This is a genomic window from Microbacterium enclense (assembly GCF_001456955.1).
Lineage (GTDB): Bacteria > Actinomycetota > Actinomycetes > Actinomycetales > Microbacteriaceae > Microbacterium > Microbacterium enclense.
Map to the genome: position 1 here is coordinate 38,257 of NZ_KQ758469.1, position 26,319 is coordinate 64,575.

Consider the following 26,319-nt stretch of genomic DNA (forward strand, 5'->3'; position numbering starts at 1 on the left):
AACCGCGTGCCTCTGGCGGGTCCGCCTCGTTGTAACCATATATAGATGGTCCACGCGATGACCCTCCGAATCAAGACCCCCGCACCCATCCCGACACGACCCCCCGGGCCTCTGGCTTGCGGTCTCACGTCCGAGTGGTCGAGGCGGCGGGCAGACCCGCTCCCCAGCGGAATCCCTCGCGCCCTGGAGGTGGGTAAGGTGCGCTCATGACCATCAACTGGGAGCGGGAGCCGGGCGAGCGCATCGAGGACTTTGCAGCCGCGTACCTGCTTCTGAGAGCCGGGGTGGGCAACCAGATCCGTCCGTCTCGGGGCGATGGAGGAATTGACGTACAGATTCCCACCGCTGAGGGATGGGAGATCTACCAAGTCAAACGTTTCGCCCGGAACCTCCAGCACTCCGAGAAGCGTCAGATCGAGGAGTCTTGGCTCCGTTTCAAGCAGAGCGCACCTCTGAACAGGGTGCGCTCGTGGAAGCTGGTGCTCCCTCTGGAGCCCACGCGCGAGAACCTCTCCTGGCTAGCCGAACTGACGGACGGTGTCGAATTTGAGACGTCCTGGATCGGTCGAGCGCAGATGGATGGGTGGGCGGCGGAGAACCCGCGCCTCGCTGAGTACTTCTTCGGCGACGGAGGGCAGAAGTGGCATGAGCTGATGGCGCTCGCGTTCTCTGGCGGCCGTCCACTGGAGGACACCGAGGGCGAACCACTGCTCGCGTCCATACAAGAACGGGCATCCTCCCTCAGTAAGGCACTCGATGAGGTGGATCCGTTCTACCGCTACGAGATCGAGATGCGAACGGGCAACCTCGCCGACATCTCTCAGGAAGAGTCACTTCGGTCGGCAAGTCGCCCTGGGATTGTTGAATCCGTCCTGGAGCAGATCGACGATGACCACTACCGGGTGACGCACATCATCGCGCGCTCCCCCGCCTCTGCCACCCTCCGACCGATTACGGGCACCTTCAACATGACGGCGTCGACGGATGAGGAGCGCTCGGCGCTGGAGATGTTCTTCCACTACGGCGCTCCGCTCGAGGACGGCAAGGCCACCGTGGTGGCGAGCTCTGGGCCCCCCGGGAGCGGACTGCCTGTCGGGCAGACAGCCATGTCCTGGACGATGTTCCCGTCCGAAGATGACGACCTACCGCCGCTGGAGCTCAGGCTGATCCGAGATGGCGTCACAGAGTTGGCGGTCCCAGTGACCAGCTCGGTCGGTTCCGCAGGGATTGCCGGGCCGGGGCGGTGGTTGCAGGTGCAGGCGGGACCGAGCGTGAGCGTGAAGTTCTTCTACGGCGCTCCCGGTCGTAGTGACTCCATCAAACTGTCCACGGACATGGCGCCCGGTGCTGACCCCGCGCTGGTACTGCCCGGGTTGGAGCTGGTTGCTGCCCTCCCAGGCGCCAGCTTGGAAGTCGGCGTGCGAGGCGGCCCCGCATTGGCGGGCGGTTTCGAGTTCGGGCCGAACGAGGTGTCGGCCGACGCAGCCCATACGGCGCCGCTGGTCGCCGCCTTGAACTCCATCCAGCGCTTCACGACGACACGAGTCCGGATCCCCGCTGCAGCGGAGCTGCTACGGGCCGAGGTGCACGCACTGCTGTTCACCGCCCGGCTTCTCGAAGGCGAGACGGTGGAGGGCACGTTCAGTGCCGTGGATGTGACCGAGGGGGCGGACTACTTCGAGAGCTGGGATGAGCGTCCGCGCAGCCTCACGATGGTGCAGCCCATCATGGTGGAATTGGACGGAGTGGCCTGGGAGCTCGCCGCTCAGTCGCGCCGCATCTTCATCTCCGTCCAGCTCGACCGCGCGGACGGCCGTCTGACGCTCCGACCCGGGGAGAGCAATCGGGTGTCCATCAGTGCGGGGCGACCTGGCGACGTGCCGAGCTAGGGGGAGCGCCTACCTCTCTCGTCCATTCGGTCACGACCTTGAGCAAAGCGGCCGCGTCTCGAGGTTGGCCGGTACTGAGAAGATACAAAGGTGCCTTCGCCCCAAGCCGCTTTGTCCGCTGGGTGGAGCTGGGTGCTGAACGCCGTCCGTACCGGGGTCGGGGCGGCAGGTGACTTCGTGGTCGCCGTCGCATACACGCCCTTCGCGGAGATGCTGATATGGGTCGGCACCCTCTTCGGTGGAATCATCTTCACAGGAGCCAACGGCCACCTACCGACGCAGGTGTTCGCGCTCGTCATTGTTACGCTCGCTGTTTCGCCGCTCGCGCTGAAAGGCACCATCGAGTGGCGTAGCCGTCGACGGGACGAGGTGCTGGACGGTCGCGAGGCGACCGCCGCGCAGTTTGGCACGGTCGTTCTCCAGGATGCCGCCGACTTGGAACTCAGCAACCGCGCCGACCGCGTGGCTATGGCGGAAAACTGGATCAACGAGGCTCTCGACCACGTGTGGGCGAACTACTTCTCCGCCAACAAACGGGTGCGGGTCCTCTTCTACGACATCAACTCCGCGCGTACAGCGCTCACAATGAACACCCGGTATCCGCCCCGAGGGCGAGACCATGCCGCCCCACGGCCGTTCGACGCAGGCGAGGACACACGCGGCTCGACGGCTCTGGCTCGCTTCGAGTCGCCGAAGCCCTTCCACTACGTCGCTGACACCTCCGTGATGTCCGACCAGGAATTTGGTGACACCACGCGCCCGTACGCGACGTTCATCGCCGTGCCCATTCGGGCAACATCGGAAGCCTTCGGCATGTTGACGGTGGATTCGACTCGCGCGTCGGATCTCGACGAGCGGGACGGTCCCGCGCTGGAGATCTATGCGAATGCGATTGCTTTCTACCTGGCGGCAGAGCGCCGCGGGCGGCAGAATAGAGGCGGAACGGAGGCGCCATGACGGTCAACACAATTCAGTTGTCGAACGACGCGGTCCGCGCGCGCCAAGAGCTCCGAGCGGAGCGCCTCGCGCAGACGTCCGTCGGCCGCACGAAGCAGATCCGTGCGGATCGAAAAGCGCAGCGGCGAAGCGGCGCATTCAAGGCTCTGTTCGCACGCTGACCAGAACCAGGCAATCACACGCTGGGGGCCCTCGCGCGCGACAGCTCGTCGCGACGTGGCGGACTGGGAAGGTGCGGCGCTAAAACGCTTGGACGCGCTCCGCATGGAGGGCGCCCGTCACTGCGCCCACGCCCAGGCCGTGTGCCGAGCCTCCGTCAGAGTAAGCGTGAACTCGCCAGCCCATATCTCGTCGATGTGGCGGTCCTTGTCCGGCATATCGATGTTCAGCCATTGCGCCCACGTCCACGGGTCATCGATTCCGCCGCGAAGCGTCTCAAGGATGGGACGAAGCCGCGGAACGATCCTCCCGTCCCGCACTTGAAAGCTCGGAAGGATCTGCACCCCGTCGAGCGTGGTCAGCGCCAGGATCGACAGGTCGGCTGCCGCAGCGCGCACATCCTTCTCGATCATCCCGGTCGCACGAGCGAAGGACGCCACAGTGAAGCACGGGCCCACAATCTCGGCCCACGGGCTGAGCGGCTCTGACATAGCTCTCCCTCGAACGTGAAAAGCGCGTGACACGACCGTCCGGAAGCACCTGCGCGACCACCTACATATGGATTGTGACTCTTTCGAATCCGGTTCAGCAATGGGAGGCTGCCGATACCGACCGGCGGAACAAGCAGTCTGCCGCGGCGACTGTCAGTGCGCGGCCGGGCGGGGCTCGAGCGCGCCGACCAGCGCGGCCACCTCGCCTGCTCGCGTGAGCACTGCTGCGAAGGCGGCGAAATCACGTGCACGGTGGCGGGCATCGTCGTACCGGCGGCTGCTGAGCGCGTCGCGGAAGGTCTCCGACACCACGTCCGACACACCCTCGAGGTGGTCCGAGGCCAGTTGATCCTCTAGCGCGTCGCGTGCATCCCACCTCGCCCTTTGCGCCTCCGAGAACCGGCGAGCTGAACCGTCCGGGCCCGGTCGCCCCAGCTGGCACATGCGGAGCTCGTGATGGTTCACCGGCGCCAGCGCGCGGGCCGCCGCCTCTGCCTCGATGGCGGAATCGAGTACCACGGCGAGGGCCTGGGCGCGAGCGGTCACGGTTCCGGCGAGGTCGGCAACGGGGCTTCAGCGACTGGACGGACATGATCGCGCTCGGCTGCACCGCCAGGGAGAGGGTTCCAGGCGCCTCACGGACGTTGAGGTATCGCACCGCCATCAGCCCGTGCGCGCGGATCTCTTCGACGGAGATGTCGGCGGCGGTCTCGTGATTCTCGTCCCGGTAGCCGTCGATGACAGTTCCGGGTGGAAGATCGAGGGCGACCCGGTGCAGATAGAACGCCGATTCGGCGTCGCCTTGGTCGCTCATCCGCCGCAGCATGTTCTCGATGGCAGCCTCGTAGGTCCCCACGTGGAGCGCCTTCCCGGCGAACATCGCCAGCCACTCCTCCGGCGTCACCCCGACCAGAGCCCGGGCGTCCGACAGCTGCGCCTCTAGCGTTCGGCCGAACCCGGGTGAGGGCCAATCCGCCCAGGTACTCGTGTGGTACCAGGCCAGACTTCCCACTGCCTTGTCGTCCAGGGCGGGGTCGCTGTTATCGCGCAATGCGGTCACGGCGGGACCGAAGTGGATGCTGCGACCGCAATGCTCGCAGGGGATGCGAGCGCCCCTGGTCGCCAGGCGCGCGTATTCACCCGAGGGGAGGGTGGGGCCCCGTCCGCACGCACAGTGCATGCGGTAGTCGTAGGCGAAGCCGTCGGAGCGCCCCGACAGCGCTTCTCCGTCAGGAATGGTCGACCTCCTGGGGCTCGAAGTACTCGACGAACAGCCGGCCGAGTTCGACCCATGCCTCGGTGGGGACGCCGTCCGTGTCGGACTCGGCGTGCGCCTCCAGTGCTTCGTCCACCGTCCACGACGTGATCTTGACGTAGGGGACCACCATCCGGCCGGACTCCCACGCCCCGTACCCGCCCTGCCTGCTCGCGGAACGCCCCATTCCGATCCAGAACATGTTGCCGGGGTCGTGACCGCCGATGGCCGGGAACCTCGATGCCCATCCCCACTGATCCCATGCGTGGTGGAAAGCGAACTCGAGCGCCGTCTTGCCGCTGGTGACGCCACCGACACCGTTGGCGAGCACACCCAGCGCCAACCCTGCGACGACTTTCCTGACCTGCTGATCCTTCGTCATGACCATGACTCGACGGTAGCGGTGAGCGCGCGGGCGGGATCCGCGCCACCGGGGCAGCCCCTGAGACCTCGACCCGGGCGGTGTAGCCTCCGCGCCATGACCCCCACCAAGATGTGTCGCGGCCACACCTTGCACCTCGTCAGCCAGCCTGGCATGCGCACCTTCGCCGGGGAGCAGCGCGTGTGGGCATGCGAGGACGGGTCCTCCCCCTCACCGACGAGGAGGAGCGGCAGCCCGTGGTGGTCACCTTCCGCGGCATCCCCATCAACTCGCTCACGTGAGGAGTCGGCGCTCAGATCAGGGTGGCCCAGATCAAGCCCGCAGTACACACCACCAGACCGATGGTCGCGACAACGAGCGCCCACGACGCCCGACTGAGCCGCTCCGACATCTCCCGGTCCAGAGCTGCGCGCTGCTCGACCACCCAGACGTTCAAGACGTCGACCGCGCCCCATGTCACCATGGGCCCTCCCACCCGACGCAGGATTGCCTTGATGCGGTCGATGTCCGCCTCGTCGGGCTCGGCAACGACGGGATCCGGTCTCTTCATGACCCCACTCTGGCATTGCACGACGGCCCGGGACGATGAACCACTGAGATCCCATTGACCACGTGCCGCGAGCGTTGCGGAGCAACCCGAGCACGGGGGCACCCCGTAGACGAGGGGGATGAGTCGGAGGATGAGCAGCACGCCACCTATCCTGCGGCAACTCCCGCCACGGACAGCGTTTCACGCGGCTGGATCCGGCGCGGGCGAGCGGGGGCACCGGGCTGGGGTTGAGCATCGCCCGCGGCATCGCCGAGGCCCATAGAGGCACCATCGAACCGGCCACGGTGGACGGATGGACGGTCTTTCGAGTGTTCCTGCCCTCAGGGCGTGGAATCCAGCGGGGACGACCACGGTAGATAGCGGGGAGGCAACCGCATCCGAGGTCGGCCCTGGACGACTCCCGGGCGTCTGCAACGGCCGGTCTGCGCGTGGAGGCCGAGCAGAACCCGCTGGAAGGAGGCGAGGTGCGGGCGGCGAGTCTGCGCGCGTCTACTCCTCAGGGGTAGCCGAGCCGGCGGGGAGGAGGTCGTGCGGAGTGAGACCGAAAGCGTCCGCTATCCGGTAGACCGTCGTCATCCTGGGGTTGGAAGCCGGTCCATCTGCCTTGGAGCTGTTGCGGCCCGCTTCGAGCAGCTGCACGTGGTTCTGCGTGAGCCCCACCAGTTGCGCGAGCTGCTCCTGGGTCAGATCGCTCTGGGTCCGCAACTGTCGCACTCGGGCTCCGAATTGCTGGGCCTCAAGCCGACTCCACACCACTTGTATATGGTCGGAGCGGGCAACGGCCCATGTCTACCATGTATACCGGGATTCCATCGAAGGGACGGCGGGTCCGTCCACGCAGCGAAGGTAGGCTCGCCGTCCATGATTCCCGGCCTACGTTCTACGTCGGCTCCGTCTCCGCGTCTTTAGACATCGCTCCAGCCGCGGATCGCGCGGAGCCGGTCCCTTTGGAAGGCGTTGAGTACGGCCGTGCGCTGCAGCTCGACCCAGGCGTGGAGGGGACCCGGATCCGTCGGCGCGGGGAGGCGACCGTGTTCGCGCGTGAACTCCTCGACCGCGCGCGCGGCTGCACACCATCGACGGGGAGCCGAGTTCGGGGTGAGGCCGTCCATGTCGTCAATGAGGGCAATGTAGAACCTGAGGGAGGCGCGTTCGTCGTCGCTCAGTTCTTCGCGCTTGCGATGGAAGAGCAGGGCCGTGGACGTCCAGTAGTCGTGCATGACCGGTGCATGCGCGGCTCACGGAAGCGCCATGTCTGGAGCGCTCGATGTAACGCGGTCGGCTGAGCTCGTCAAGGTCACGGCCTGTCGAAGAGGTACGCCCCGCTGTCGAAACCGACGACTCGGAGCCCCGCGTCCAGGTGGGCCAAGAAGTCACTGCGGACTTGCCTTCGCCATCGCGCCGCTTCCGCTGGCGCCTCCGCCCGAACCCGGGCGATGTCGAGAGGCACAGCAACTCGAGCGCGGATCAGTTCAGGGTTCGCACGCTCCCCGCGACCCTCCGCCATAACCCATCGCGCGAGGAGGCGGTCGCTTGCGTCGCCGCGATTGAGCCCATCCGCCATCGCCCCGTAATGGTCGACGAGGTATTCCGCGACCTCCGCGCCGAGCACGTTCATGTTGAAGTGGGCGTTGCGGGCGACGAGGGGATCGAAGGTCCAGGTGATCACTTCCGCACCCCGCTCGAGCGCCCACCGACGCTGATGCTCTTTCAGCAGGCGACCGACGCCGCGACCCTGGAACTCTGGGAGCACACCCGCGATGTGCGAGTGAAGCGAGCGGGACTCCGGCGGCCCGAAGAACGCCACCGCGGCCCCGATGATGCGGTCGTCGTAGTAGACACCGACGACGTAGTTGCCAGCATGCTCGAGGGCACGGAGAACGTTCGCCGGCATGGCTCCGCGGTCCCCGCGCCAGATCTCGTCCAACACGCCCGCCGCTTCATGGGTGGCCTGCGCGCTGTCCAGGGTCCGAACGTCGAATGCTTCTCTCACACGGGAAGTCTCGCACTCGGCGCGAACGGTCAGGATTTCCTGGAAGCCACCCTAGAAATCCACCTATACCAGGACTAGCGTGAGCGGCCTGGAGCGACACGCGGAGGTGCCCGGTGGTGATGGAGTGTCACCCGTACGGATTCTGTGGCGTGCGCCTGATAACAGACCGCTGTATCGGCGGCACGGCAGAAACTAGCGGGACCGTGGCGGGCACGTCCTCACCGACGGGACGAAACGCATCGCGGACACCCGGCGCCCACTTGGCCATGTACTCGGTAACCTCCCGTGCGACCGACGGGAAGCGACTGGTCCAGAACGCAAAATCGGCGAACTGCGCCATGGTCACCCCGCGAAAAATCCGCCGCGTCCGGTCGACACCCAGCGCCTTACCCCGCGTGTTCTCGACATACTGCGCGGGCGCTCCCTGGGATGTCCGGAGCAGCTCCGCCCGGACGCTCGCGCACAACACGTGCTGCACCATGGCCGCGCGGTACCGCTCGGAGGCGGGATCCACACCCGCTGCAGGCTCAAGCGCGCCGGGGGTGGATCCGAAGGCAGCCGGCTCGGCTACCAACGACCGCGGGATGAACGCGAAGCCTTCGCCAGCGACAGTACGAACCACGTGCAGACGCTATCAAAGCGCCGCGGGCCGCTCGAACGGTGCGCCAGGCAGTTGATGCTCAGTGCTTGCGGACAAGGTGGTTTCAGCGTGCGAATTATGCACCGCATGCATCAGTCGGTCTGACTGCATAGGAGTGAGGTGCCACAAACTCACCCTGACACTGTCCCGAAGGTCCTGCGATGGGGCGACACCGCCCATGCCTCGCACCACCGCTTCGTGCTCATTCCGCACCTCGGAAAGCAGCGCGAGCCGCCCCGGAAGCTCGTGCCCATCCTGCGCGCATGCGCGTGGTCGACGCTCCCGCCTGCCGTGACGAACTACATCGACGGCTTCGTCCCGCGCCGAGTCGACGCCGAAACCTGGGAGCGCATCGGCCCGTTCGTGCGGGACTCGGTCGCACTTGCGGCGCCCCTCACGCCGTACACCGCGGACGTCCTCATCGGTCGAGCCACCCAGTACGTGGCGTGGTGCGTCAGCAAGGGCTGGAACCTGGACGCGGAGTCCATCTGGTCGCGCTACGGCATCGACCTCTACCTCGCCGATAAGAGCCTCCCCCTCGGACCCGACACCCGGAGGAACTATCGGGCGTGGCTTATGCGCATGGCCCAGGTCCTGCAGCCGGAGGAGAACGGTGAGCCGCGCGAACGCATCCGCGCCACCGCCAGCACCATCGAACCGTACGCCGCTGCGGAGATGGCGGAGTTCCGCCGGTGGGCCGGGTGGCAGCGCACGGAATTGAAGCAGTACCGGGCGATGCTCATGCTCACCCTGTGCGCCGGTGCAGGGCTCCGCTCCATCGACTTCGACGGGCTGAAAGCCGAGCACATCGAAACCCTCCCCGGTGGGGGCTACGTCGTCCACGTGCAGAGCACCCAGCCCCGAGACATCCCGCTCCTCGCCGAGTGGGACGAGTGGATGGAAGTGCTCCTGGAGCGGGTTCCCGAGGCGCACACCACACTGTGGGGCCCGCCGAACAAGACGCGGCCGCACAGCCTTTTGTCCGCCTTCACACAGACCACCATCGGCATCCCGCCGGCGTCGACGCGCTTGCGAGAGACGTGGCAGCTCACGCTGCTTCGGGAGGTCGCGCTCATCAAGGCCGTCTTCCGTGCGGGCGGGACGCGCAAGTTCGACAAGCTCGCGCAATTCCTCGACCAGGTGGACGACGTCGACGAAGACCAATACGTGCGGTTCCTCCGTCAGGCGGACCAGCCGTGAAGTGGGACCTGCCGAAAGACCCGGCTGACCTCGCCGAACGCTTCGACGCCGAGATGAAGAAGCTCGTCGGCGTCGGGTGGGACGACTGGGATAACGCGCTGGCCGTCACCGGTCCCCTCCCGATGGGGATGTTCAACGCCGTCGTCGCCCTCATCGACCGCTCCGGCGTCGTCCCCGAGCTGGAAGCGTGGGCACTTGAGACGCGCAAGAACAAGGCTGGCCGGAAAGCCCTGATCTCCTTTCGCGCTGTCCTCGTCGTGGAGCTCCTGTGCGCCCTGTGGACGAAGGGAGCGCAGTACCAGGAGATCTGCAACACCCTCGCCTACCGCATGAGCCCCGAGCAGTTCGAGGTCCTGGGCATCAACTGGGAGAGAGTGAAGAAGACCCGGTGGTACCACCGCCACTGGCGAGCGAAGCAGCGTCTGCTCTCTGCCATCGACCCGTATTACGGCACTTCGAAGAAGCAGAAGCTAACCCTCACTGCGGCCATGGACGCGCTCAACGCGAAAGACGAAGAACGCGAACGGCGCCTGCTCTGGGTGATGCAGTCGCTCGTCAGCGCCTCCGTCTCCCTGCTCCCGAAACGCTACCGCGACGCGTACAGCGGCGACGTCGCCCTGGACTCCACCCGCATCAAAATACTCGGCCCCGTTCACAGCGCCGCATTCACCGAAGCACGCAAAGGCACTCCGCTCGACCACCCCAAAGTCATTGCCGCGAGCAGAACACTCCGTCGCGGAGGCAAGCTGACCAACGTCGACTTCACCGCCGGCACCTACGACCGCGGACACCACGAACGCCCCGGTAAGGGCGCTCCCGAACCTGCCCACGAACTCGATTTCATCTCGATGATGGATACCCGCGGGTACGTCGACTACCCCGCCTTCGCCCGCATCATCACCGGCATTTCCATCCACCGTCCGAGCGAAATCACGAAAGGCCCGCTCCGCGCGATGCGTCAGCACAGCGCCCTCTTCACGCAACGTGGCATTGCCTGCGGTGACCGGGCGTTCAACAACAGCGAGTCGCAGAATTTCCAGCAGCCGCTGCGCATCGACTACTGGGAGATGTGCTTCGACTACAAGGAAAACCAGTTCGGCCGGCAGGGAGTCGTCGCAGGAAAGGACATCGTCGTCATCGACGGGGTGCCGTACGTCGACCGGCTCCCACGACTCCTTGTCAATGCAACCTCGCAGTACAAGAACGGCGAGCTCAACCCCGACACAGGTCGGCTGTGGACGTGGCCGGAAATCGAGAAAGTCTTGGAAGACCGCAAGGTCTACCAGATGAAAAGGCACGGGAGCCTTTTCGCTGAGCAGAGGAACGGGCACCAGCGCTTCGTCTACCCCGACCCCAAGACCTACCGCGCTTTCGACCCCGCCACCAACAAGCCCATCGACTCTCCGAAGGAGAAGAACAAGCTACGGGGCTCCGTACTCATACCCCCCGACGCCGAAGTGGTGAAGCACCTTCAACGCTACCCGTGGGGCACCCCCGAGTGGGAGAAGGCATACGGACAGCGGAACCAGGTCGAATCCAGCAACTCAGGCATCAAGCGCTCTCGGTTCACGGACCTCGAAGACCCACAGAAGCGCCCCGGTCGAGGCGTCGCCTATCAGGGCGTAGCCTCGGCTCTGATGGTGGTCGCTCACAACCTTCGGATGCTCGTAAACGCGCTGGTCTCGGAGCATAAGCCCAAAGCAAAGACTCCTCGCTCGCCACGACGGAAGTACTCCGAACCGGTGTGGCGAGTCGGCGCGGACAAGCCCGCAAAGGCGAAGGCGCCGCCCCAGAAGCGAGCGGCGTAACCCCCGCTGACCCCGAACCGAACAAACGACGAGTAGCCCCGAAAGGGGCTACTCGTCGTTCTCGTGCGAGGGGCGGGAGGGCTGATCAGGGCCGCTTGTAGGGCTCGGCTGGGTCGGGGGACGCGTTTCGGCGTGCGGGCGGGGAGTTTCAGGGCGCGGTGGGGTGCGCGTGAGGTATTTCGTGATGGCGGGCGGTGGAAAGTGCGAAATACCCGGGCAGGATGCCGGTGATGTGCGAATGCATCGACCGCGCGGCGGGTTCGGCGAAGAACGCGGCCGACGCACCGATCAGGTCTGCGCCGTCGAACAGCCCGACCACGTAGTTGCCCGCGTGCTAGAGCGCGCGCAGGATGTTCGCCGGCATCGTGCCCTGCTCGCCCCACACCTCGTCGAGCACCCGCGCGGCCTCGTGGATGCCGTCGATGTCGTGCAGCGGGCGGATGTCGATCGCGCTCATGCCTCGAGTCTCGCACCGCCCTCGACGCGACTCGCTCCGCATCGCGCGTGACGAATGCGCTGCTCGCCGCGTCTTCCTGTTGTATGCGAACGAATGCGTCACCGAGGAGAGGACACGACATGGCATCCACGCTCATCGCCCGCCGCGAGACGTCTCTCGAGGTGCTCTCGTGACCCGCTTCTCGTCCGCCCTCGCACGTCGCCCCCGCGGTGTGTACATCGCGACCGGCGTCGGCACGGCGCTCACCGCGATCATCGGCCTCGCGCTCTTCCTGCCGCTGGTGGGCTTCCTCGCCGCGACGACCGCGAGCACGGCCGGACTCGTGCCGTTCCCCGTCGCCGCCGTCACCGGCGTGACGCTGCTCGGCATCGTGCTGGTCGTCGGAGCGCTGCTGCTGGCCGTGACCCGCCGCCGCCCGTGGCTGTCATGGACCCTCGCGGTGATCGCCGTGCTCGTCGCGCTCGCGGTGACGGTCTTCCCGCTCGTCGCCGTCGCCGTCGGGTCGGCCGACCGCGCCTCCGACATCGTGCCGCTGATCACCGATCTCTGGCGGCGGGTCACCGGCGGCTGACCGCCTGCCGGATGCCGACCGGTCTCCTGCCACGGCGCCACCCGGTGGCATCCGGTCTCGAGCGGCCTCAGCGAGGCAGAACGCCGCCCACGTGGCGGATCGTGCGTCCGCGCTCGATGACGATGGCGATGCCGCCGACGAGCCACAGCGGGATCTGCGTCAGGAACGCGAGGCGGAACGCATCGAGGGAGTAGGTCTCGGGCGTGCCCGCGCCCTGGACGTCCATCGCGATGCCGATGAAGAGGATGGCGAGGAGCGCCGCGAGGAAGCCGCCGCCGTTGACGATGCCGGTCGCCGTGCTGAGGCGATGGCTCGGCGTGAAGGTGCGTGCGTGGTCGAACGCGATCATCGACGCCGGGCCCCCGGTCGACAGCGCGAACATCAGCACGACCAGCAGCCACACCGGCGCCGGGCCCGGCCAGGCGATGACGACGATCCAGACCACCGCCTGGAACACCACGGTCGGCAGCACCAGCCAGCGGGATCGGCGAGTGGGATGCCGGCTCGACAGGGCCCCGATGACCGGGCCGCTCAGAATGCTGAAGAGCACGAGCGATGTCATCACGAGCGAGGCCGTCGCGGGCTCGAGCCCCTCGCCGGCGGTGAGGAAGGGGAAGCCCCACAGGAGCATGAACGCCGTGCCCGCGAACGGTGTCGCGAAGTGCGACCAGAAGCCGAGGCGCGTGCCGGGGTGCGCCCACGACTCGCTGAAGCCCTTCCGAAGGTCGGGGGCCGACCGCACGACCCGGATCGCGCCCGTCTGCGTGTCGACGGAGGTGTCGACCGGATCGGAGCGGCGTTCCGGCGGGCGGTTGCGGATGATCGCGTACGTCAAGACGGCGAAGAGCACCCCGAGGCCCGCGACGCTGCCGAAAGCGACGCTCCAGCTGGTGGCGTGCAGGAGGGCGGCGAGCGGCACGACCGCCACGATCTGTCCCAACTGGCCGATGATGCCCGTCAACTGCACGAGCAGCGGTGCACGTTGCGCGGGGAACCAGGTGGCGATCACGCGCAGCACGCTCGGGAAGATGGCGGCGTCGCCCGCGCCGATCAGCACGCGGGCCAGGATGCCGATCCCGACGGCATCCGCGAAAGCCATCACGAGTTGCCCCACCGCCATCAGCACCATGCCGATCGCGATCATCGGTCGCGCACCGAACCGATCGAGCAGGAGGCCGACGGGGATCTGCATCGCACCGTAGACGAACAGCTGGATGACGGCGAACATCGACAGCGCCGACGCGTCGGCGTGGAAACGCACCGCGGCATCCACCCCGACGGCGGAGAGCGACGTGCGGTTGATGATCGACACGACGTAGGCGAGCACGCCGACGGCCCACAGCGTCCAGGTACGCCACCCCGGCCGGTCGAGGCGCAGGGTGCTGGTCACGTCATCCAGGCTAACCGCGACCACCGACACCGCGGCCGCGGAACGGGTGGTCGGGGAACGACACCCGGGCACGGCAGAATGGTCCGATGGTCTCCGCGAGCCCCCACCTGCAGCCCGATCACGCCTGCCTCATCGTGCACGGCAAGGACACCCCCGGCATCATCGCCGCGGTCTCGGCCCTCATCGCCCGTCAGGGCGGCAACGTCGTCGCGTTCGACCAGTACTCCGACCAGCTGCGCGGCGGCGCGTACTTCCAGCGCGTGGTGTTCCACCGCCCCGACCTGCCCGCGGCCCTCCCCGAGATCGAAGCCGACCTCGCCGAGACCCTCGGCGACGGGTTCGATCTCGAGTGGACCCTCACCGACCTGTCGACGCCGAAGCGCATGGCGATCCTGTCGTCGAAGCAGGACCACTGCCTGCTCGACCTGCTCTGGCGTCACCGCCGCGGAGACCTGCCCGTCAGCATCCCGATGGTCGTGTCGAACCACACCACCTCGGCCGACGACGTGCGCTCGTTCGGCGTGCCGTTCTTCCACGTGCCGTCGACGCCGGGCCCCGACAAGTCGGCATCCGAGGCCCGCATTTTGGAGCTCCTGGTCGGCAACGTCGACTTCATCGTGCTCGCGCGGTACATGCAGATCCTCTCGCCCGACTTCCTCGAGAAGATCGGCGTGCCGGTGATCAACATCCACCACTCGTTCCTGCCGGCGTTCATCGGCGCGGAGCCCTACAAGAAGGCGAAGGAGCGCGGCGTAAAGCTCATCGGCGCCACCTCGCACTACGTCACCAGCGACCTCGACGAGGGTCCGATCATCGAGCAGGACACCGTGCGCGTAACGCACGCCGATTCGGCCGCCGAACTCGCCCGCCGCGGCGCCGACGTCGAGCGGCAGGTGCTCGCGCGCGCCGTGCTGTGGCACGCCGAAGACCGCGTGCTGCGCGACGGCAACCACACCATCGTCTTCTGACGCGCGGCGGGCGGAGGACCGGGGACGGAGGGAGGAGCCACAGCGGCATCCTCCCTCCGCCCATCTCTCGCCCTCCGCCCATCACGCACCCGGGAGCAGTCCGCGGACGCGGCCGGCGGCACGCGCCGGGCGGCGTCAGTCGGGGTCGCCCGCGCGACTGAGCGGACCGGTGCCGCCGCGAGGCGGTTGCTTGCGCTGACGCGCGAGCTCTCCGCCGACGCGGCCCCCGTACGGGCGTCCGTGATCGGCGAACTCCGCGCGGAAGTACGCCAGCCGCCAGGCGCCGAGCTCGATGCGGGCGCCGGTGCGCAGGATGCGCCCGCCCCCGCCGCGGCCCGGACCCTGTTCGCGCGCCCCGCCGCCGCCCACGACATCGAACCCGTAGAGCACGTACTCGTCGTCGCCCTCGTGCCGGATCTCGGCGTGCACGGGGGCGAGGCCCGGAAGGCGCAGGTCGGCCTCTTCACCGGAGCCGATGACCGTCTTGGTCGGCAGCAGGTCGAACTCGCGGGGACGCGAGCCGTCCCACGTGGCGTCGCCCACCGCGAAGATCAGTCGCGGACGCCCCGACCCGGGCGTGTAGTGGGTCGTCGTGATGCGCCGACGCACCGTGCGATTGATGGTCGGCACGAGCGGAAAAGGCGTCTCGGGCGGGATCGGGAACGTCAGCACCTGGCCCTTGTTGCGGCGGGTCAGCAGCGGCGCGACGGCGCCCACCGACCCCAGCCGGATGTGACGCGACCCCGTGATCACGCGTTGCAGAGCGCTCTTCTTCACGTCGCCGAGCTGCAGGATGGGCCCGTCCGGACCCTCGAGCTTCACGGAGATGCCCCGGGATGCCAAGGCGTCGGCGACCGTGGAGAGCTCGGCGAGCGTGCGCCGACCGTTCCCGGGCAGGCGGGAGGGGTCGCTGACCACGATGCGCACCTCGGTCCCCGCCGCGGTGATCGTCCCCTCGAACGGCGGGGTGTCGGCATCCGCCCCCTGCTCGTGCTCCGAGAACGAGAGGTCGATGTCGAGGCGCACCATGACGCCCGCCGCCCCTCAGTTGCCGCGGTACGGGTCGGACCCGGCCGCGGTGTCGTCGCTCGTGGTGACGCGGAGCGTGCCGTTGAGCTTCCAGGTGGCGCGCGGGGCGTCGGGGCCGATGTCGCGCGGAACCTCGACGGTCATGTCGACGAAGGAGTAGTTGACGGCGGCGCCGCGCCCGGTCAGGTACGACCACATCTCGCGGCCGAGGTCGGTCCAGTCGGTGATCGAGTGCCCCTCGGGGCCGCTGGAATCGGCGAACGGATCGGTGGTGGAAGTGGAGTCGGACATGTCGGCGGATCCCTTCTTTCGCTTCGAGGCCACCAGGGTCCCAGCGCGACGAGGCGCCGAAGGAGGGATTGCGCTCGTGGCCGGGGTGCGGGACCATCCGCGCCGGCGCCGCGAGCCTCAGTACACGTACTCCATGAGCTCGACGCCCAGCACCCGGAACGCGTCGTGCGCGCGCAGGCGGTGCGCGATCGTCAGGTCGTCGAAGTTGACGATGAGAGCGTAGGCCACCCCCGAACGAGGCCCGCCGAGCACGCCGGCCTCAGCTCGCACGCCCGCCGCGCGTCCGGTCTTGTTGACGAACAGCAGCCCGTGCCGATCGTTCTCGTGCGCGAACGGATCGAGGCCGGTGGCGGATGCCACGAGCGAGAGGTCGTGGTTGAGGCTGAGCCACTCCGCGACCTGCGCGCTCACCCCGGGCGAGACGATCGTGGAGTTCACGAGTCCCGCGAACACCTGGGCCATCTCGCGCGCGGTCGACAGCGCGAGGTGCGGGGCGTCGTCGGGGCCGCGGTCGTCACGGAAACGGTCGAGCAGCGCGGTCCGACGCAGGCCCAGCTGTTCGATGCGCGTGCGCACGGCGTCGAGCCCCACCCGACGCAGGAGCGCATTGACGGCGAGCGCGTCGCCCGACGAGGCGGCCAGCAGCGCGATGTCGACCAGGGGCAGGGCCGGTGCCTTCAGGTGCTGCCACACGCCCCCGTGCGCCGCGCCGTGCACGGTCGAGCGGTCGATGATCTCGAGGGGATCGATGCGGCCCGCTTCGAAGGATGCCGCCACTTCGACGAGCAGCGGCACGACCCCGAGGCCGCCGACCGGCAGCGTGATGAAATCGTCGCCGGCGAGCACTTCCGACCCGCCGTCGAGGTCGTCGATGCGCACCGACACCTGCGCACCCGACGCCGCGAGCTCATCGAGGGCGCGCAGCGTCGCCGTGAACGAGCGCCGCCCCGCGGCCGCGCGGCGGGGCAGACGCTTCGGTCCCTTGCGACCGGCACCGCGCAGGGCCGGGGCGTCGCGTCGAGACGACGCCACCGGCCCGCCGACGGGGTCGGGCGCGGCGGGCTCGGGAACCGGGGGCATGCCCACGAGCGTGGCTCCTTCCGTGTCAGGAAGACAACAAACGCGACCTCACCAGATGGTGACGCGTTGGTCGGCGTCGAGCCACAGCGCGTCGCCCTCGGTCACACCGAAGGCCGTGTAGAACGCGTCGATGTTGCGCACGATCTGGTTGCACCGGAACTCGTTGGGCGAGTGCGGGTCGATCGTGAGCAGGCGGATGGTCTCGGCATCCCGGCCCTTCTGCTGCCAGATCTGCGCCCAGCTCAGCAGCAGACGCTGGATGCCGGTGTACCCGTCGACCACGGGGCCGTCGGGCTCGGTCTCGCCCTGCTCGGCGAGGAAGAGCCGGTACGCGGCGATCGCGATGCCGAGGCCGCCGAGGTCGCCGATGTTCTCGCCGATCGTGAGCTTGCCGTTGACGTGGTGCTCGTCGCTCAGCCCCTGGGGCACGAGGGCCTCGTACTGGGCGATGAGGGCCTTGGTGCGTTCCTCGAACGCCGCGCGGTCGGCATCCGTCCACCAGTCGCGGAGCGACCCGTCGGCGTCGAAGCGGCTGCCCTGGTCATCGAAGCCGTGCCCGATCTCGTGGCCGATGACCGCGCCGATCCCGCCGTAGTTGGCGGCGGCGTCGCGATCGGCGTCGAAGAAGGGGTACTGCAGAATCGCCGCGGGGAACACGATCTCGTTCATGAGCGGGTTGTAGTACGCGTTGACCGTCTGCGGGGTCATGTACCACTCGTCGCGGTCGATCGGCTGCCCGACCTTCGCCAGCTGGCGGTCGTGCTCCCACACGTGCGCGCGCCGGACGTTGCCGACGAGGTCGCCCGCGTCGATCTCGACGGCGGAGTAGTCCTTCCACCGCACCGGGTAGCCGATCTTGGGCACGAAGGTGTCGAGTTTGGCGAGGGCCCTCTGGCGCGTCTCGTCGGTCATCCAGTCGAGGTTCTGGATCGACCCGCGGTACGCCTCGATGAGGTGCGCGACGAGGCCGTCCATGGCATCCTTCGCCGACGGCGTGAAGTGCCGCTCGACGTAGACCTTGCCGATCGCCTCGCCCAGCGCCGCCTCGACGAGGCTGACTCCGCGCTTCCAGCGCTCGCGGTTGACGGGGACGCCGGTGAGCTGCGTGCCGTAGAACGCGAAGTTCTCGGCGACGAAGTCGTCGGACAGGAAGGCCGCCGCCGCGTGCACGATCTTGAAGCGCAGCCATGCCTTCCAGTCGTCGAGACGCTCCTCGACGAGCAGACCGCCGAGGGACTCGACGAAGCTCGGCTGGTAGACGACGACCTCGGCGAAGGCGTCTTCGTGCCCGGACGCGACGCCCGCGCGCCACGGCTCCAGGTCGACGCCGGCGAGCGCGACGGTGTCGTCCCACGTTTTGAGGTTGTAGGTCTTGACCGAGTCGCGGCTGTCTTCGCGCGACCAGTGGTGCGAGGCGATCTCGGTCTCGAGGGCGAAGATGCGATCGGCGGATGCCGCGGCCTCGGCGACGCCGGCGAGTTCGAGGATGCGCGTGATGTGGCCGCGGTAGGCCTCGCGCGTCTCGGCGAAGTTCTCGAGCGTGTAGTAGCTCTCATCGGGCAGCGAGATGCCGCCCTGGTAGATCACCGGCACGTATCGCGTGGGGTCGCCCGGGTCGGGTTCGACGAAGAGGGCGATGAGGCCGCTGATTCCGTCGCGCTCGAGCTCGCCGACGAGCCGGAGGAAGGAGGGGATGCCGTCGACACCGTCGACGCGGTCCAGCTGCGGCGCGAGGGGCTCGCCGCCGAGCGCACCGATGCGGTCGGTGTCCATGAAGCTGGCGTACAGGTCGCCGATCTTGCGGGCTTCGCTGCCCGGCTCGGCGTCTTGCGACTCCTGCACGATGGCGCGCACGTCGGCCTCGGCCTGCTCGGCGATGAGGTGGAACGACCCCCAGCGGGCCTTGTCGTCGGGGATCTCGGTGCGCTCCAGCCAGCTGCCGTTCACGTGGCGGAACAGGTCGTCCTGCGGGCGGATCTCGGTGCTGAGCTCGTCGAGCGCGAGACCGGAGGAGCGGGGGATGTCGGTCATGCAGACAGGATAGAGGCCGCTTCTCTGTGCCGGCTCCGAGGAGTGGGGAGGCTGCCAGCTCGCCGCGCGGTCGACGGCCCGGTTTCCACCGCGCACAACCTCCGCGATGTGCACAACCTCAGCGGCATCCCCCCGATGCCGGCAGAGGTTGTGCACATCACTGACGTTGTGACGCTTGACCTCAGCATCCGCGAGACCGGGGCCTGGCGCCCGATGCCCGATGCCCGATGCCCGATGTCGGGGGTCCGCCATAGGCTCGAGGAGTGACGACCACACCGCCGGCGACGCTGAACCGCTCCATCCTGCGGCTCGCCGTTCCGGCGCTCGGCGCGCTCATCGCCGAACCCCTCTTCCTCATCGTCGACGCCGCGATGGTCGGGCACCTCGGCGTCGCACCGCTGGCGGGCCTCGGCATCGCCGGAGCGGTGCTTCACACGATCGTCGGGCTCATGGTGTTCCTGGCCTACTCGACGACACCGGCCGTCGCGCGACGGTTCGGCGCGGGAGAGCCCGGGCGCGCGGTCTCGGTGGGTATCGACGGCATGTGGCTCGCACTCGCCCTCGGCGCGGTGCTCGCGGCCGTCGGCGCCATCGTGTCGCCGCTCGTGGTCGACCTCTTCGGAGCCGCGCCCGACGTCGCCGAGAACGCCCGCACCTATCTGACGATCTCGATGTGGGGCCTGCCCGCGATGCTCGTCGTCTTCGCGGCGACCGGCCTGCTGCGGGGCATGCAGAACACCGTGACGCCCCTGTGGATCGCCGGTCTCGGCTTCGGCGCCAACGCCCTGCTGAACGCGTTGTTCATCTACGGCTTCGGGTGGGGCATCGCCGGCTCCGCGGTCGGTACGGTCGCGGCGCAGTGGGGAATGGTGGGCGCCTACGTGCTGGTCGTGCGTCGACTGGCGCGGCTGCACGCGGCATCCATCCGCCCGCAGCGCGAGGGCCTCGGCGGAACCGTGCGTTCGGGCGGCTGGTTGTTCCTGCGCACGGTGAGCCTGCGCGCGGCGTTCCTGGCGACGGTGGCGGTGGCCACGGGCCTGGGGTCCGCCGAGCTCGCCGGGTGGCAGATCGCCTTCACCATCTTCTCGACGGCGGCCTTCGCGCTCGACGCCCTGGCGATCGCCGCGCAGGCGCTCATCGGCCGCGCGCTCGGCGCCGCCGATACCGAGACGGTCGGGCGGGTGCTCGGCCGAACGAGCGCGTGGGGCATCTGGTTCGGCGTGGCGGTCGGGGCCCTCGTAGCGGCGTCGTCGGGCGTGCTGGGCCTGGTGTTCACGGGGGATGCCGAGATCGCCGCGCTCATCCAGCCCGCGCTGCTGGTGCTCGCGGTCGCACAGCCGCTCGCGGCATTCGTGTTCGTGCTCGACGGCGTGCTCATCGGCGCGGGCGACGCGCGCTACCTCGCGCTGGCCGGTGTGCTCAATCTCGTGCCGTACGTGCCCGCGCTCGTGCTCGTCGCGGTGTTCGCCGGGGGCGGTGCGGCGGGGCTCGCGTGGCTGGCCGCGGCGTTCTTCGGGGTGTACATGCTCGCGCGGGCGATCACGCTCGGCCTGCGCGTGCGCGGTAAGGCCTGGATGACGGCGGGAAGCTGAAGCGGCTCCTCGTGCGGCGGGCGGTCACGCCCAGCGGCGACACCACTCGTACATGATCACCGCGGCCGCCGAGGCGGCGTTGATCGAGCGCGTCGAGCCGTACTGCGTGATCTCGACGACCCCGGTCGCCGCGGCGATCGCCTCGGGCGAGAGCCCCGGCCCCTCGTGGCCGAACAGCAGCACGCACCGCTCGGGCAGATCGGCCCGGTCGACCGGAACCGACCCCTCGACGTTGTCCACCGCGATCACGGGCAGACCCGCCGCGCGGGCCCATGCCGTGAAGGCCTCGACGTCTTCGTGGTGGCGCACGTGCTGGTAGCGGTCGGTCACCATGGCGCCGCGGCGGTTCCAGCGGCGCTTGCCGACGATGTGCACCTCGGCGGCCAGGAACGCGTTGGCGCTGCGCACGATCGACCCGATGTTGAGGTCGTGCTGCCAGTTCTCGATCGCGACGTGGAACGGATGCCGCTTGGCATCCAGGTCGGCGATGATCGCGTCCATCGTCCAGTAGCGGTACTCGTCGACCACGTTGCGCCGGTCGCCCTCCGCGAGCAGCTCGCGGTCGTACCGCGCGTCGTCGGGCCACTCCCCCGGCCACGGGCCGACGCCGTGGGCGGGTTCGCCCGCCGGTTCGTCGAACGGGGGTGTTGCCGGCGTGGTCTGGTCGGCATCCGTCACCGCCTCAGGCTACCCGCGCGCCGCGCGCACCCGCCGCCGCGGCCGCGGGGCGGAGCGTCCGTTCGTCACCTCGGCGGGCACCTGCGACCGTCCCTGCGGCGGCGGAGCGAGAGGTCTCGCACGAGCGCTGCGCAGGAGTCGAGATCGCCGCACCCGCGCGCACATCGCTTTTCGGCATCCCGAAAACTTGCTAGCTTTTCGGCATGCCGAAAACAGGGGATGCCATCGACCGCCGCCACGCCCCCGGGCGCGCGCTGTGGCTCCTGGGGCCGGCGATGGTCGCGGGTGTCGCCTACCTCGATCCCGGCAACGTCGCGAGCAACATGACGGCGGGCGCCGCGTTCGGCTACCTCCTCGTGTGGGTGGTGGTGCTCGGCAACGTCATGGCGTGGCTCATCCAGTACCTCTCGGCGAAGCTCGGCATCGTCACGGGCGAGAGTCTGCCGCAGGTGCTCGGCCGCCGGATCCGCCGCCCGTGGGCGCGACGCGCCTACTGGCTGCAGGCCGAGCTGGTCGCGATGGCCACCGACGTCGCGGAGGTCATCGGCGGTGCAGTGGCGCTGCACCTGCTCTTCGGCATCCCCCTGTTGTGGGGCGGGGCGATCACCGGCGTCGTGTCGATGGGCCTCCTGCTCGTGCAGACGCGGCGCGGGGCGCGGACGTTCGAGACGGTGCTGATCGGCCTGCTCGTGATCATCGCGGTGGGCTTCTCGTTCGGGCTCTTCTTCGCTCCCCCGGCGCCCGACGGCGTCATCGGCGGGTTGCTCCCGCGCTTCGAGGGCACGGAGTCGGTGCTGCTGGCGGCATCCATCCTCGGCGCGACGATCATGCCGCACGCCATCTACGCGCACTCAGCGCTCGCGCGCGACCGGTTCGCTCCGTCGGCGCTCGTCCCCTCCGGCACGACACCGGATGCCGCCTCCGCCGACCGACCGTCGAGCACTGACGCCACGGTGTCGCTCGAAGGCGCACGCGGCATCTCCACCCCGCGCCTGTTGCGCGCGACCCGCTGGGACGTCACGATCGCTTTGGCCGTCGCCGGCACCGTCAACCTCGCGATCCTGCTGCTGGCCGCCGCCAACCTCGCCGGCGTCGACGGAACCGACAGCCTCGAAGGCGCCTACGCGGCGCTGCGCGACGGGCTCGGTCCCCTCGTCGCGACGCTGTTCGCGGTCGGTCTGCTCGCGAGCGGGCTCGCCTCGACATCGGTGGGCGCCTACGCGGGCGCCGAGATCATGCACGGGCTGCTGCGCGTGCGGGTCCCGCTGCTGGTACGACGCCTCGTCACGCTCCTCCCCGCGCTCGGGATCCTCGCCCTCGGCATCGACCCGACCCTCGCCCTGGTGCTCAGTCAGGTGGTGCTGTCGTTCGGCATCCCGTTCGCCCTCGTCCCCCTCGTCGCGCTGACGGCGCAGGCGACAGTGCTCGGCGCGTACCGCAACCGCGTCGCGACCACGGTCGCCGGGGTGCTGGCATCCGTGTTCCTCATCACCCTCAACCTCGTCCTCCTCTGGCTCGTCTTCACCGGCGGATAGGCTGACGGCGTGAAATCGCCCGTGGCCGACGACTATCTCAAGGCGATCTATCACCACACCGAGTGGCAGGACACCCCGATCACGCCGTCGCAGCTCGCCAGCGTGCTCGGCCTGGCGCCCTCGAGTGTGACCGAGATGGTCAAGAAGCTCGCCGCGCAGGGGCTCGTGACGCATCGCCCGTACGGCCCGGTGTCGCTGACGCCCGCGGGCGAGCGGCGTGCGGCCGGCGTCATCCGTCGTCACCGGCTCATCGAGACGTGGCTCGTGCGCGAGTACGCATACGCGTGGGACGAGGTGCACGACGAAGCCGAGGTGCTCGAGCACGCGCTGAGCGACCGCCTGCTCGAGGGCATCGACGAACGCCTCGGGCGGCCCCGGTTCGACCCGCACGGCGACGCGATCCCGGATGCCGACGGCGCGGTGCACCGTCAACCCTTCGTGCTGCTGTCGCGAGCCGCCGCAGGCCACGCGGGTCGCGTGCTGCGCGTGAGCGACCGCGACCCCGAACTGCTGCGCGCGCTCGTCGAGCGCCGCATCGATGTCGGCCACGAGCTCGAGGTGGTGTCCGACGAGGTCGTGCGCGCCGACGGCGTCGAGGTGACCCTGCCGGCCGGTGCCGGCGGATCGGTGTGGCTGACGGCCTGAGCACATGCCGGCGACGGGAAGAACGCCAGAGGACAGGCGACCCGCCGCTGGAGCGGATCCCCGCTCAGGATGCCGCGCGCCGAGCCCGATCGAACGGCCAGCGCACGTGGGTCGCGGTCTCGCAGGCGCGCCAGAGGTCTGCGCCGAGCTCGCTGCGCCGGGTCCTCCGCGCCGGCGTCGCCACGCGCGGTTCGCCGCGTGCGATGAGCGCCGGACCGTACATCGCACCGCCGTCGGCGCGGGGGTCGACCAGAGCGCGCACCAACGCCCACGCACCCTGTTCCTTCGACTGGGTGATCGGGGCCTGCAGGTTGTCGACGAACCGCGTGAGCCGGCTCGGCTCGTTGACGCCGCGCACCCCGCGGGTGCGCCCGCTCGTCGAGTAGCCGGGGTGGGCCACCAGGCTCTGCACCGGCACCCCGTGCGCGCGCAGGCGCTTGTCGGCCTCGAGGGCGAGAGACGTCGTGGCCGCCTTCGACTGCACATAGGCGCGCCAGGGCGTGTAGCCCTCGACGAGCTCGGGATCGGTGGGGAGGTGCGCCCAGATCGAGGTCGACATGCTGCCCACCCACACCATGCGTCCGCGCGCGGCGGCGAGCGGCTTGAGCAGCTCCCCGGCGAGCGCGAAGTGACCGAGCACGTTCGTGGCGAAGACGAGTTCGTGGCCGCCGACGGTCTGGCGCTGCTTCGGCGGATGCACGACGCCCGCGTTCAGCAGCAGGCCGTCGAGTCGACCGCGCGCGCGGACGGTGGCCGCCGCCGCGCGCACCGACCCCATGTTGCTGGTATCGAGCAGGAGCGTCTCGACCGTGGCATCCGGGCTCGAGCGCTTCACCGCCGACTTCGCATCGACGAGCCTGTTCGGATTGCGCCCGGTGAGCACCACGTGCGCGCCGGCGGCCGCGAGCTGCTCGCAGCCGAAATAGCCGAGGCCCCGCGTCGCGCCCGTGACGAGGTAGGTCTTGCCCGTCAGGTCGGGGAGGTTCCGGGAATCCCAGTCGGTGCGCGCCACCCTACGACCCTAACGAGATCGCTCGCCGGCGTCACGAGTTCATTCCGATTCGGGCATATCGGCCTCGAGGAAACTTTTTCGGTCGATCTCGTGACGAATCGACCCGTCAGCGCGTCTTCTTGATGAGCACATGCTCCGTCGCGACGAGATGGGTCGCCGCCGACGCCGACACTCGAGAAGGAGTCAGATCATGGGTCTGGACGACAAGATCAAGAACGCCGCTCAGGACATCGTGGGCAAGGCGAAGGAAGCCATCGGCAACGCCACCGACAACGACAAGCTCGCCGCCGAGGGCAAGGCCGACCAGGCGAAGGCGGATGCCAAGAAGGCCGGCGAGAACGTCAAGGACGCCTTCAAGTAAGTCTGCACCGCAGACGGGCGGGTTCGACCACGGTCGGACCCGCCCGTGCTCGTTTTCGCCCGGTTGCATCCCGGTGCTATGTCGGAGGCCGGGGCTAGGCTGGCCCCATGCGGACCCGGGGCGACATCGAATGCTGGCTCACCGACATGGACGGCGTTCTCGTGCACGAGAACACACCCATCTCGGGTGCGTCCGAGCTGCTCGCGCAGTGGCGGGCCGAGGGCACGCCGTTCCTGGTGCTCACGAACAACTCGATCTTCACGCCGCGTGACCTGAGTGCACGTCTGCGCGCGTCGGGCCTGGACGTCCCCGAGGCGTCGATCTGGACCTCGGCGCTGGCCACCGCCGACTTCCTGAAGTCGCAGATGCCCGGCGGCTCCGCCTTCGTGATCGGCGAGGCGGGGCTCACGACGGCCCTGCACGAGGCCGGGTTCATCATGACCGAGACGACGCCCGACTACGTCGTCGTCGGCGAGACGCGCAACTACTCGTTCGAGGCGATCACGAAGGCCATCCGCTTCATCCGGGGCGGCGCGCGCTTCATCGCCACGAACCCGGATGCCACGGGCCCCTCGACCGAGGGTGTCCTCCCCGCGACGGGTGCCATCGCCGCGCTCATCACGAAGGCCACCGGCAAGGAGCCGTACATCGTCGGCAAGCCCAACCCGATGATGTTCCGTTCCGCGCTCAACCGCATCGGTGCGCACAGCGAGAACACCGGCATGATCGGCGACCGCATGGACACCGACATCGTCGCCGGCATCGAGGCGGGGCTGCACACCGTGCTGGTGCTGACCGGTATCAGCGACCAGCGCGAGATCGAGCGCTACCCCTTCCGCCCCGATGAGATCCTCGACTCCGTCGCCGACCTCGTGCGCGACGAGCCCATCGAGACCGAGCTCGCCGACGGCGAAGAGGGCCTCGAAGCGGGCCTCTGACACCTCCCCCGGAAGACGATATGGACGACCGCACCCTGTGGCTGATCACCGCCACCTTCATCACCGCCGGCACGCTGGTCGCGTTCATCGTGCAGTGGCGTCGCTCGCGCCGGGGCGGCGGCCGCGACCCGTTCGACGGGCCGGGGCCCGACGACGACTCTCGCTGACGGCTAGGGCGGGGTCGGGGCTGTTCGCCCCCGATCCGGCGCTGCGGGGCGGGGCGGGCGGCCGCGCACGTTGGTTCGGCGCTCGCGGCGACGCGGCGGCATCCTGAGCACTGCGTCACCAGAACAGGCGATGCCACCGAAAGTCGCACGCGGTTCGCGCGGCGACGCGGCGGCATCCCGAGCGCCGCGTCACCAGAACAGGCGATGTCACCAGAACAGGCTGATCGGCGGCCAATCGCCCTGTTCTCGT

At 68.9% G+C, this 26,319-nt stretch carries 29 protein-coding genes and 1 pseudogene; 13 read left to right on the forward strand and 17 right to left on the reverse strand.

Going from position 1 to position 26,319, the window contains the following annotated elements; genetic code table 11:
• Positions 1-206 precede the first annotated feature (206 nt).
• Both AS029_RS06045 and AS029_RS06050 read left to right on the forward strand, forming a co-directional pair.
• Positions 207-1,889 carry a hypothetical protein gene (locus AS029_RS06045; RefSeq protein ID WP_058231710.1) on the forward strand — a complete coding sequence of 561 codons (1,683 nt, stop codon included), beginning with the start codon at positions 207-209 and terminating at the stop codon, positions 1,887-1,889.
• A 132-nt stretch (positions 1,890-2,021) separates the two neighbouring features.
• On the forward strand, positions 2,022-2,846 hold the full coding sequence (locus AS029_RS06050; protein ID WP_058231711.1) for a GAF domain-containing protein: 825 nt from the start codon (positions 2,022-2,024) through the stop codon (positions 2,844-2,846).
• 278 nt (positions 2,847-3,124) lie between these two features.
• Here AS029_RS06050 and AS029_RS06055 read toward each other — a convergent pair whose 3' ends face one another.
• The 4 genes from AS029_RS06055 to AS029_RS06075 all read right to left on the reverse strand — a co-directional run bounded on the left by AS029_RS06055 (position 3,125) and on the right by AS029_RS06075 (position 5,683).
• Positions 3,125-3,496: a hypothetical protein gene (locus AS029_RS06055; protein ID WP_058231712.1), complete on the reverse strand. Its 372-nt coding sequence runs from the start codon at positions 3,494-3,496 to the stop codon at positions 3,125-3,127.
• Between the two features lie 153 nt (positions 3,497-3,649).
• Entirely contained in the window at positions 3,650-4,015 is a 366-nt protein-coding gene (locus tag AS029_RS06060) for a hypothetical protein (protein WP_139168038.1), read from the reverse strand.
• A 710-nt stretch (positions 4,016-4,725) separates the two neighbouring features.
• Positions 4,726-5,139, reverse strand: a complete 414-nt coding sequence (locus AS029_RS06070) for a hypothetical protein (RefSeq protein ID WP_058231715.1) — start codon at positions 5,137-5,139, stop codon at positions 4,726-4,728.
• A 286-nt stretch (positions 5,140-5,425) separates the two neighbouring features.
• Positions 5,426-5,683, reverse strand: a complete 258-nt coding sequence (locus AS029_RS06075) for a hypothetical protein (RefSeq protein ID WP_058231716.1) — start codon at positions 5,681-5,683, stop codon at positions 5,426-5,428.
• A gap of 179 nt (positions 5,684-5,862) precedes the next feature.
• Here AS029_RS06075 and AS029_RS18025 point away from each other — a divergent pair.
• A pseudogene (locus AS029_RS18025) lies at positions 5,863-6,039 on the forward strand (ATP-binding protein); the annotation flags it as partial.
• A 133-nt stretch (positions 6,040-6,172) separates the two neighbouring features.
• Here the strand turns inward: AS029_RS18025 and AS029_RS06080 are convergent.
• The 4 genes from AS029_RS06080 to AS029_RS06095 form a co-directional block, all read right to left on the reverse strand.
• Positions 6,173-6,439 carry a helix-turn-helix transcriptional regulator gene (locus AS029_RS06080; RefSeq protein WP_074615867.1) on the reverse strand — a complete coding sequence of 89 codons (267 nt, stop codon included), beginning with the start codon at positions 6,437-6,439 and terminating at the stop codon, positions 6,173-6,175.
• Positions 6,440-6,588: 149 nt separating this feature from the next.
• Positions 6,589-6,903 (reverse strand): hypothetical protein, encoded by a 315-nt coding sequence (locus AS029_RS06085; protein ID WP_058231718.1) that lies wholly within the window; start codon positions 6,901-6,903, stop codon positions 6,589-6,591.
• A 77-nt stretch (positions 6,904-6,980) separates the two neighbouring features.
• On the reverse strand, positions 6,981-7,676 hold the full coding sequence (locus tag AS029_RS06090) for a GNAT family N-acetyltransferase (protein ID WP_058231719.1): 696 nt from the start codon (positions 7,674-7,676) through the stop codon (positions 6,981-6,983).
• A 127-nt stretch (positions 7,677-7,803) separates the two neighbouring features.
• A complete protein-coding gene (locus AS029_RS06095; protein ID WP_139168039.1) occupies positions 7,804-8,298 on the reverse strand; it encodes a hypothetical protein in 495 nt (164 codons plus the stop codon).
• A gap of 138 nt (positions 8,299-8,436) precedes the next feature.
• On the opposite strand from AS029_RS06095, the gene AS029_RS06100 reads away from it, so the two are divergent.
• Together AS029_RS06100 and AS029_RS06105 are read left to right on the forward strand one after the other, a co-directional pair.
• Positions 8,437-9,516 (forward strand): hypothetical protein, encoded by a 1,080-nt coding sequence (locus AS029_RS06100; RefSeq protein ID WP_139168040.1) that lies wholly within the window; start codon positions 8,437-8,439, stop codon positions 9,514-9,516.
• The gene (locus AS029_RS06105) at positions 9,513-11,324 is read left to right on the forward strand and encodes a hypothetical protein (protein WP_058231722.1); all 1,812 of its coding nucleotides are present in this window, start codon (positions 9,513-9,515) and stop codon (positions 11,322-11,324) included. The genes AS029_RS06100 and AS029_RS06105 overlap by 4 nt, the downstream gene beginning before the upstream one ends.
• A gap of 148 nt (positions 11,325-11,472) precedes the next feature.
• On the opposite strand, the gene AS029_RS17795 is transcribed toward AS029_RS06105, so the two are convergent.
• Positions 11,473-11,643: a hypothetical protein gene (locus tag AS029_RS17795; protein WP_194293688.1), complete on the reverse strand. Its 171-nt coding sequence runs from the start codon at positions 11,641-11,643 to the stop codon at positions 11,473-11,475.
• Positions 11,644-11,658: 15 nt separating this feature from the next.
• Complete coding sequence (locus tag AS029_RS17975) at positions 11,659-11,781, reverse strand: hypothetical protein (protein ID WP_267127750.1); 123 nt, start codon at positions 11,779-11,781, stop codon at positions 11,659-11,661.
• 169 nt (positions 11,782-11,950) lie between these two features.
• Between AS029_RS17975 and AS029_RS06110 the strand changes: the two genes are divergently transcribed.
• On the forward strand, positions 11,951-12,352 hold the full coding sequence (locus AS029_RS06110) for a hypothetical protein (RefSeq protein WP_058231723.1): 402 nt from the start codon (positions 11,951-11,953) through the stop codon (positions 12,350-12,352).
• Positions 12,353-12,419: 67 nt separating this feature from the next.
• Here the strand turns inward: AS029_RS06110 and AS029_RS06115 are convergent, their stop codons facing one another.
• Positions 12,420-13,742, reverse strand: a complete 1,323-nt coding sequence (locus AS029_RS06115) for an MFS transporter (protein WP_058231724.1) — start codon at positions 13,740-13,742, stop codon at positions 12,420-12,422.
• 86 nt (positions 13,743-13,828) lie between these two features.
• Here AS029_RS06115 and purU point away from each other — a divergent pair, with 86 nt between their 5' ends.
• Positions 13,829-14,710 (forward strand): formyltetrahydrofolate deformylase, encoded by an 882-nt coding sequence (gene purU, locus AS029_RS06120; RefSeq protein ID WP_058231725.1) that lies wholly within the window; start codon positions 13,829-13,831, stop codon positions 14,708-14,710.
• A gap of 135 nt (positions 14,711-14,845) precedes the next feature.
• Here the strand turns inward: purU and AS029_RS06125 are convergent, their stop codons facing one another.
• The 4 genes from AS029_RS06125 to AS029_RS06140 all read right to left on the reverse strand — a co-directional run bounded on the left by AS029_RS06125 (position 14,846) and on the right by AS029_RS06140 (position 19,141).
• Positions 14,846-15,739: an FHA domain-containing protein gene (locus AS029_RS06125; protein WP_058231726.1), complete on the reverse strand. Its 894-nt coding sequence runs from the start codon at positions 15,737-15,739 to the stop codon at positions 14,846-14,848.
• Positions 15,740-15,754: 15 nt separating this feature from the next.
• Positions 15,755-16,030: a hypothetical protein gene (locus AS029_RS06130; protein ID WP_058232034.1), complete on the reverse strand. Its 276-nt coding sequence runs from the start codon at positions 16,028-16,030 to the stop codon at positions 15,755-15,757.
• A 117-nt stretch (positions 16,031-16,147) separates the two neighbouring features.
• On the reverse strand, positions 16,148-17,110 hold the full coding sequence (locus AS029_RS06135; protein WP_058232035.1) for a serine hydrolase: 963 nt from the start codon (positions 17,108-17,110) through the stop codon (positions 16,148-16,150).
• A 48-nt stretch (positions 17,111-17,158) separates the two neighbouring features.
• Positions 17,159-19,141: a M13 family metallopeptidase gene (locus AS029_RS06140; protein WP_058231727.1), complete on the reverse strand. Its 1,983-nt coding sequence runs from the start codon at positions 19,139-19,141 to the stop codon at positions 17,159-17,161.
• 263 nt (positions 19,142-19,404) lie between these two features.
• Here AS029_RS06140 and AS029_RS06150 point away from each other — a divergent pair, with 263 nt between their 5' ends.
• Positions 19,405-20,733 (forward strand): MATE family efflux transporter, encoded by a 1,329-nt coding sequence (locus AS029_RS06150; protein WP_058231729.1) that lies wholly within the window; start codon positions 19,405-19,407, stop codon positions 20,731-20,733.
• Between the two features lie 24 nt (positions 20,734-20,757).
• Here AS029_RS06150 and AS029_RS06155 read toward each other — a convergent pair whose 3' ends face one another.
• Complete coding sequence (locus AS029_RS06155; protein WP_058231730.1) at positions 20,758-21,411, reverse strand: TrmH family RNA methyltransferase; 654 nt, start codon at positions 21,409-21,411, stop codon at positions 20,758-20,760.
• 203 nt (positions 21,412-21,614) lie between these two features.
• Here AS029_RS06155 and AS029_RS06160 point away from each other — a divergent pair, with 203 nt between their 5' ends.
• Both AS029_RS06160 and AS029_RS06165 read left to right on the forward strand, forming a co-directional pair.
• A complete protein-coding gene (locus AS029_RS06160) occupies positions 21,615-22,946 on the forward strand; it encodes an Nramp family divalent metal transporter (RefSeq protein WP_058231731.1) in 1,332 nt (443 codons plus the stop codon).
• A gap of 9 nt (positions 22,947-22,955) precedes the next feature.
• Positions 22,956-23,591, forward strand: a complete 636-nt coding sequence (locus AS029_RS06165; RefSeq protein WP_058231732.1) for a metal-dependent transcriptional regulator — start codon at positions 22,956-22,958, stop codon at positions 23,589-23,591.
• A gap of 64 nt (positions 23,592-23,655) precedes the next feature.
• Here the strand turns inward: AS029_RS06165 and AS029_RS06170 are convergent, their stop codons facing one another.
• Positions 23,656-24,603: an SDR family NAD(P)-dependent oxidoreductase gene (locus AS029_RS06170; RefSeq protein WP_058231733.1), complete on the reverse strand. Its 948-nt coding sequence runs from the start codon at positions 24,601-24,603 to the stop codon at positions 23,656-23,658.
• 190 nt (positions 24,604-24,793) lie between these two features.
• Here AS029_RS06170 and AS029_RS06175 point away from each other — a divergent pair, with 190 nt between their 5' ends.
• From AS029_RS06175 to AS029_RS17530, 3 genes are all read left to right on the forward strand, one after another.
• The gene (locus AS029_RS06175) at positions 24,794-24,964 is read left to right on the forward strand and encodes a CsbD family protein (protein WP_058231734.1); all 171 of its coding nucleotides are present in this window, start codon (positions 24,794-24,796) and stop codon (positions 24,962-24,964) included.
• 107 nt (positions 24,965-25,071) lie between these two features.
• Positions 25,072-25,902, forward strand: a complete 831-nt coding sequence (locus AS029_RS06180) for an HAD-IIA family hydrolase (RefSeq protein ID WP_058231735.1) — start codon at positions 25,072-25,074, stop codon at positions 25,900-25,902.
• Between the two features lie 20 nt (positions 25,903-25,922).
• The gene (locus AS029_RS17530) at positions 25,923-26,069 is read left to right on the forward strand and encodes a hypothetical protein (protein ID WP_167345234.1); all 147 of its coding nucleotides are present in this window, start codon (positions 25,923-25,925) and stop codon (positions 26,067-26,069) included.
• Positions 26,070-26,319 lie beyond the last annotated feature (250 nt).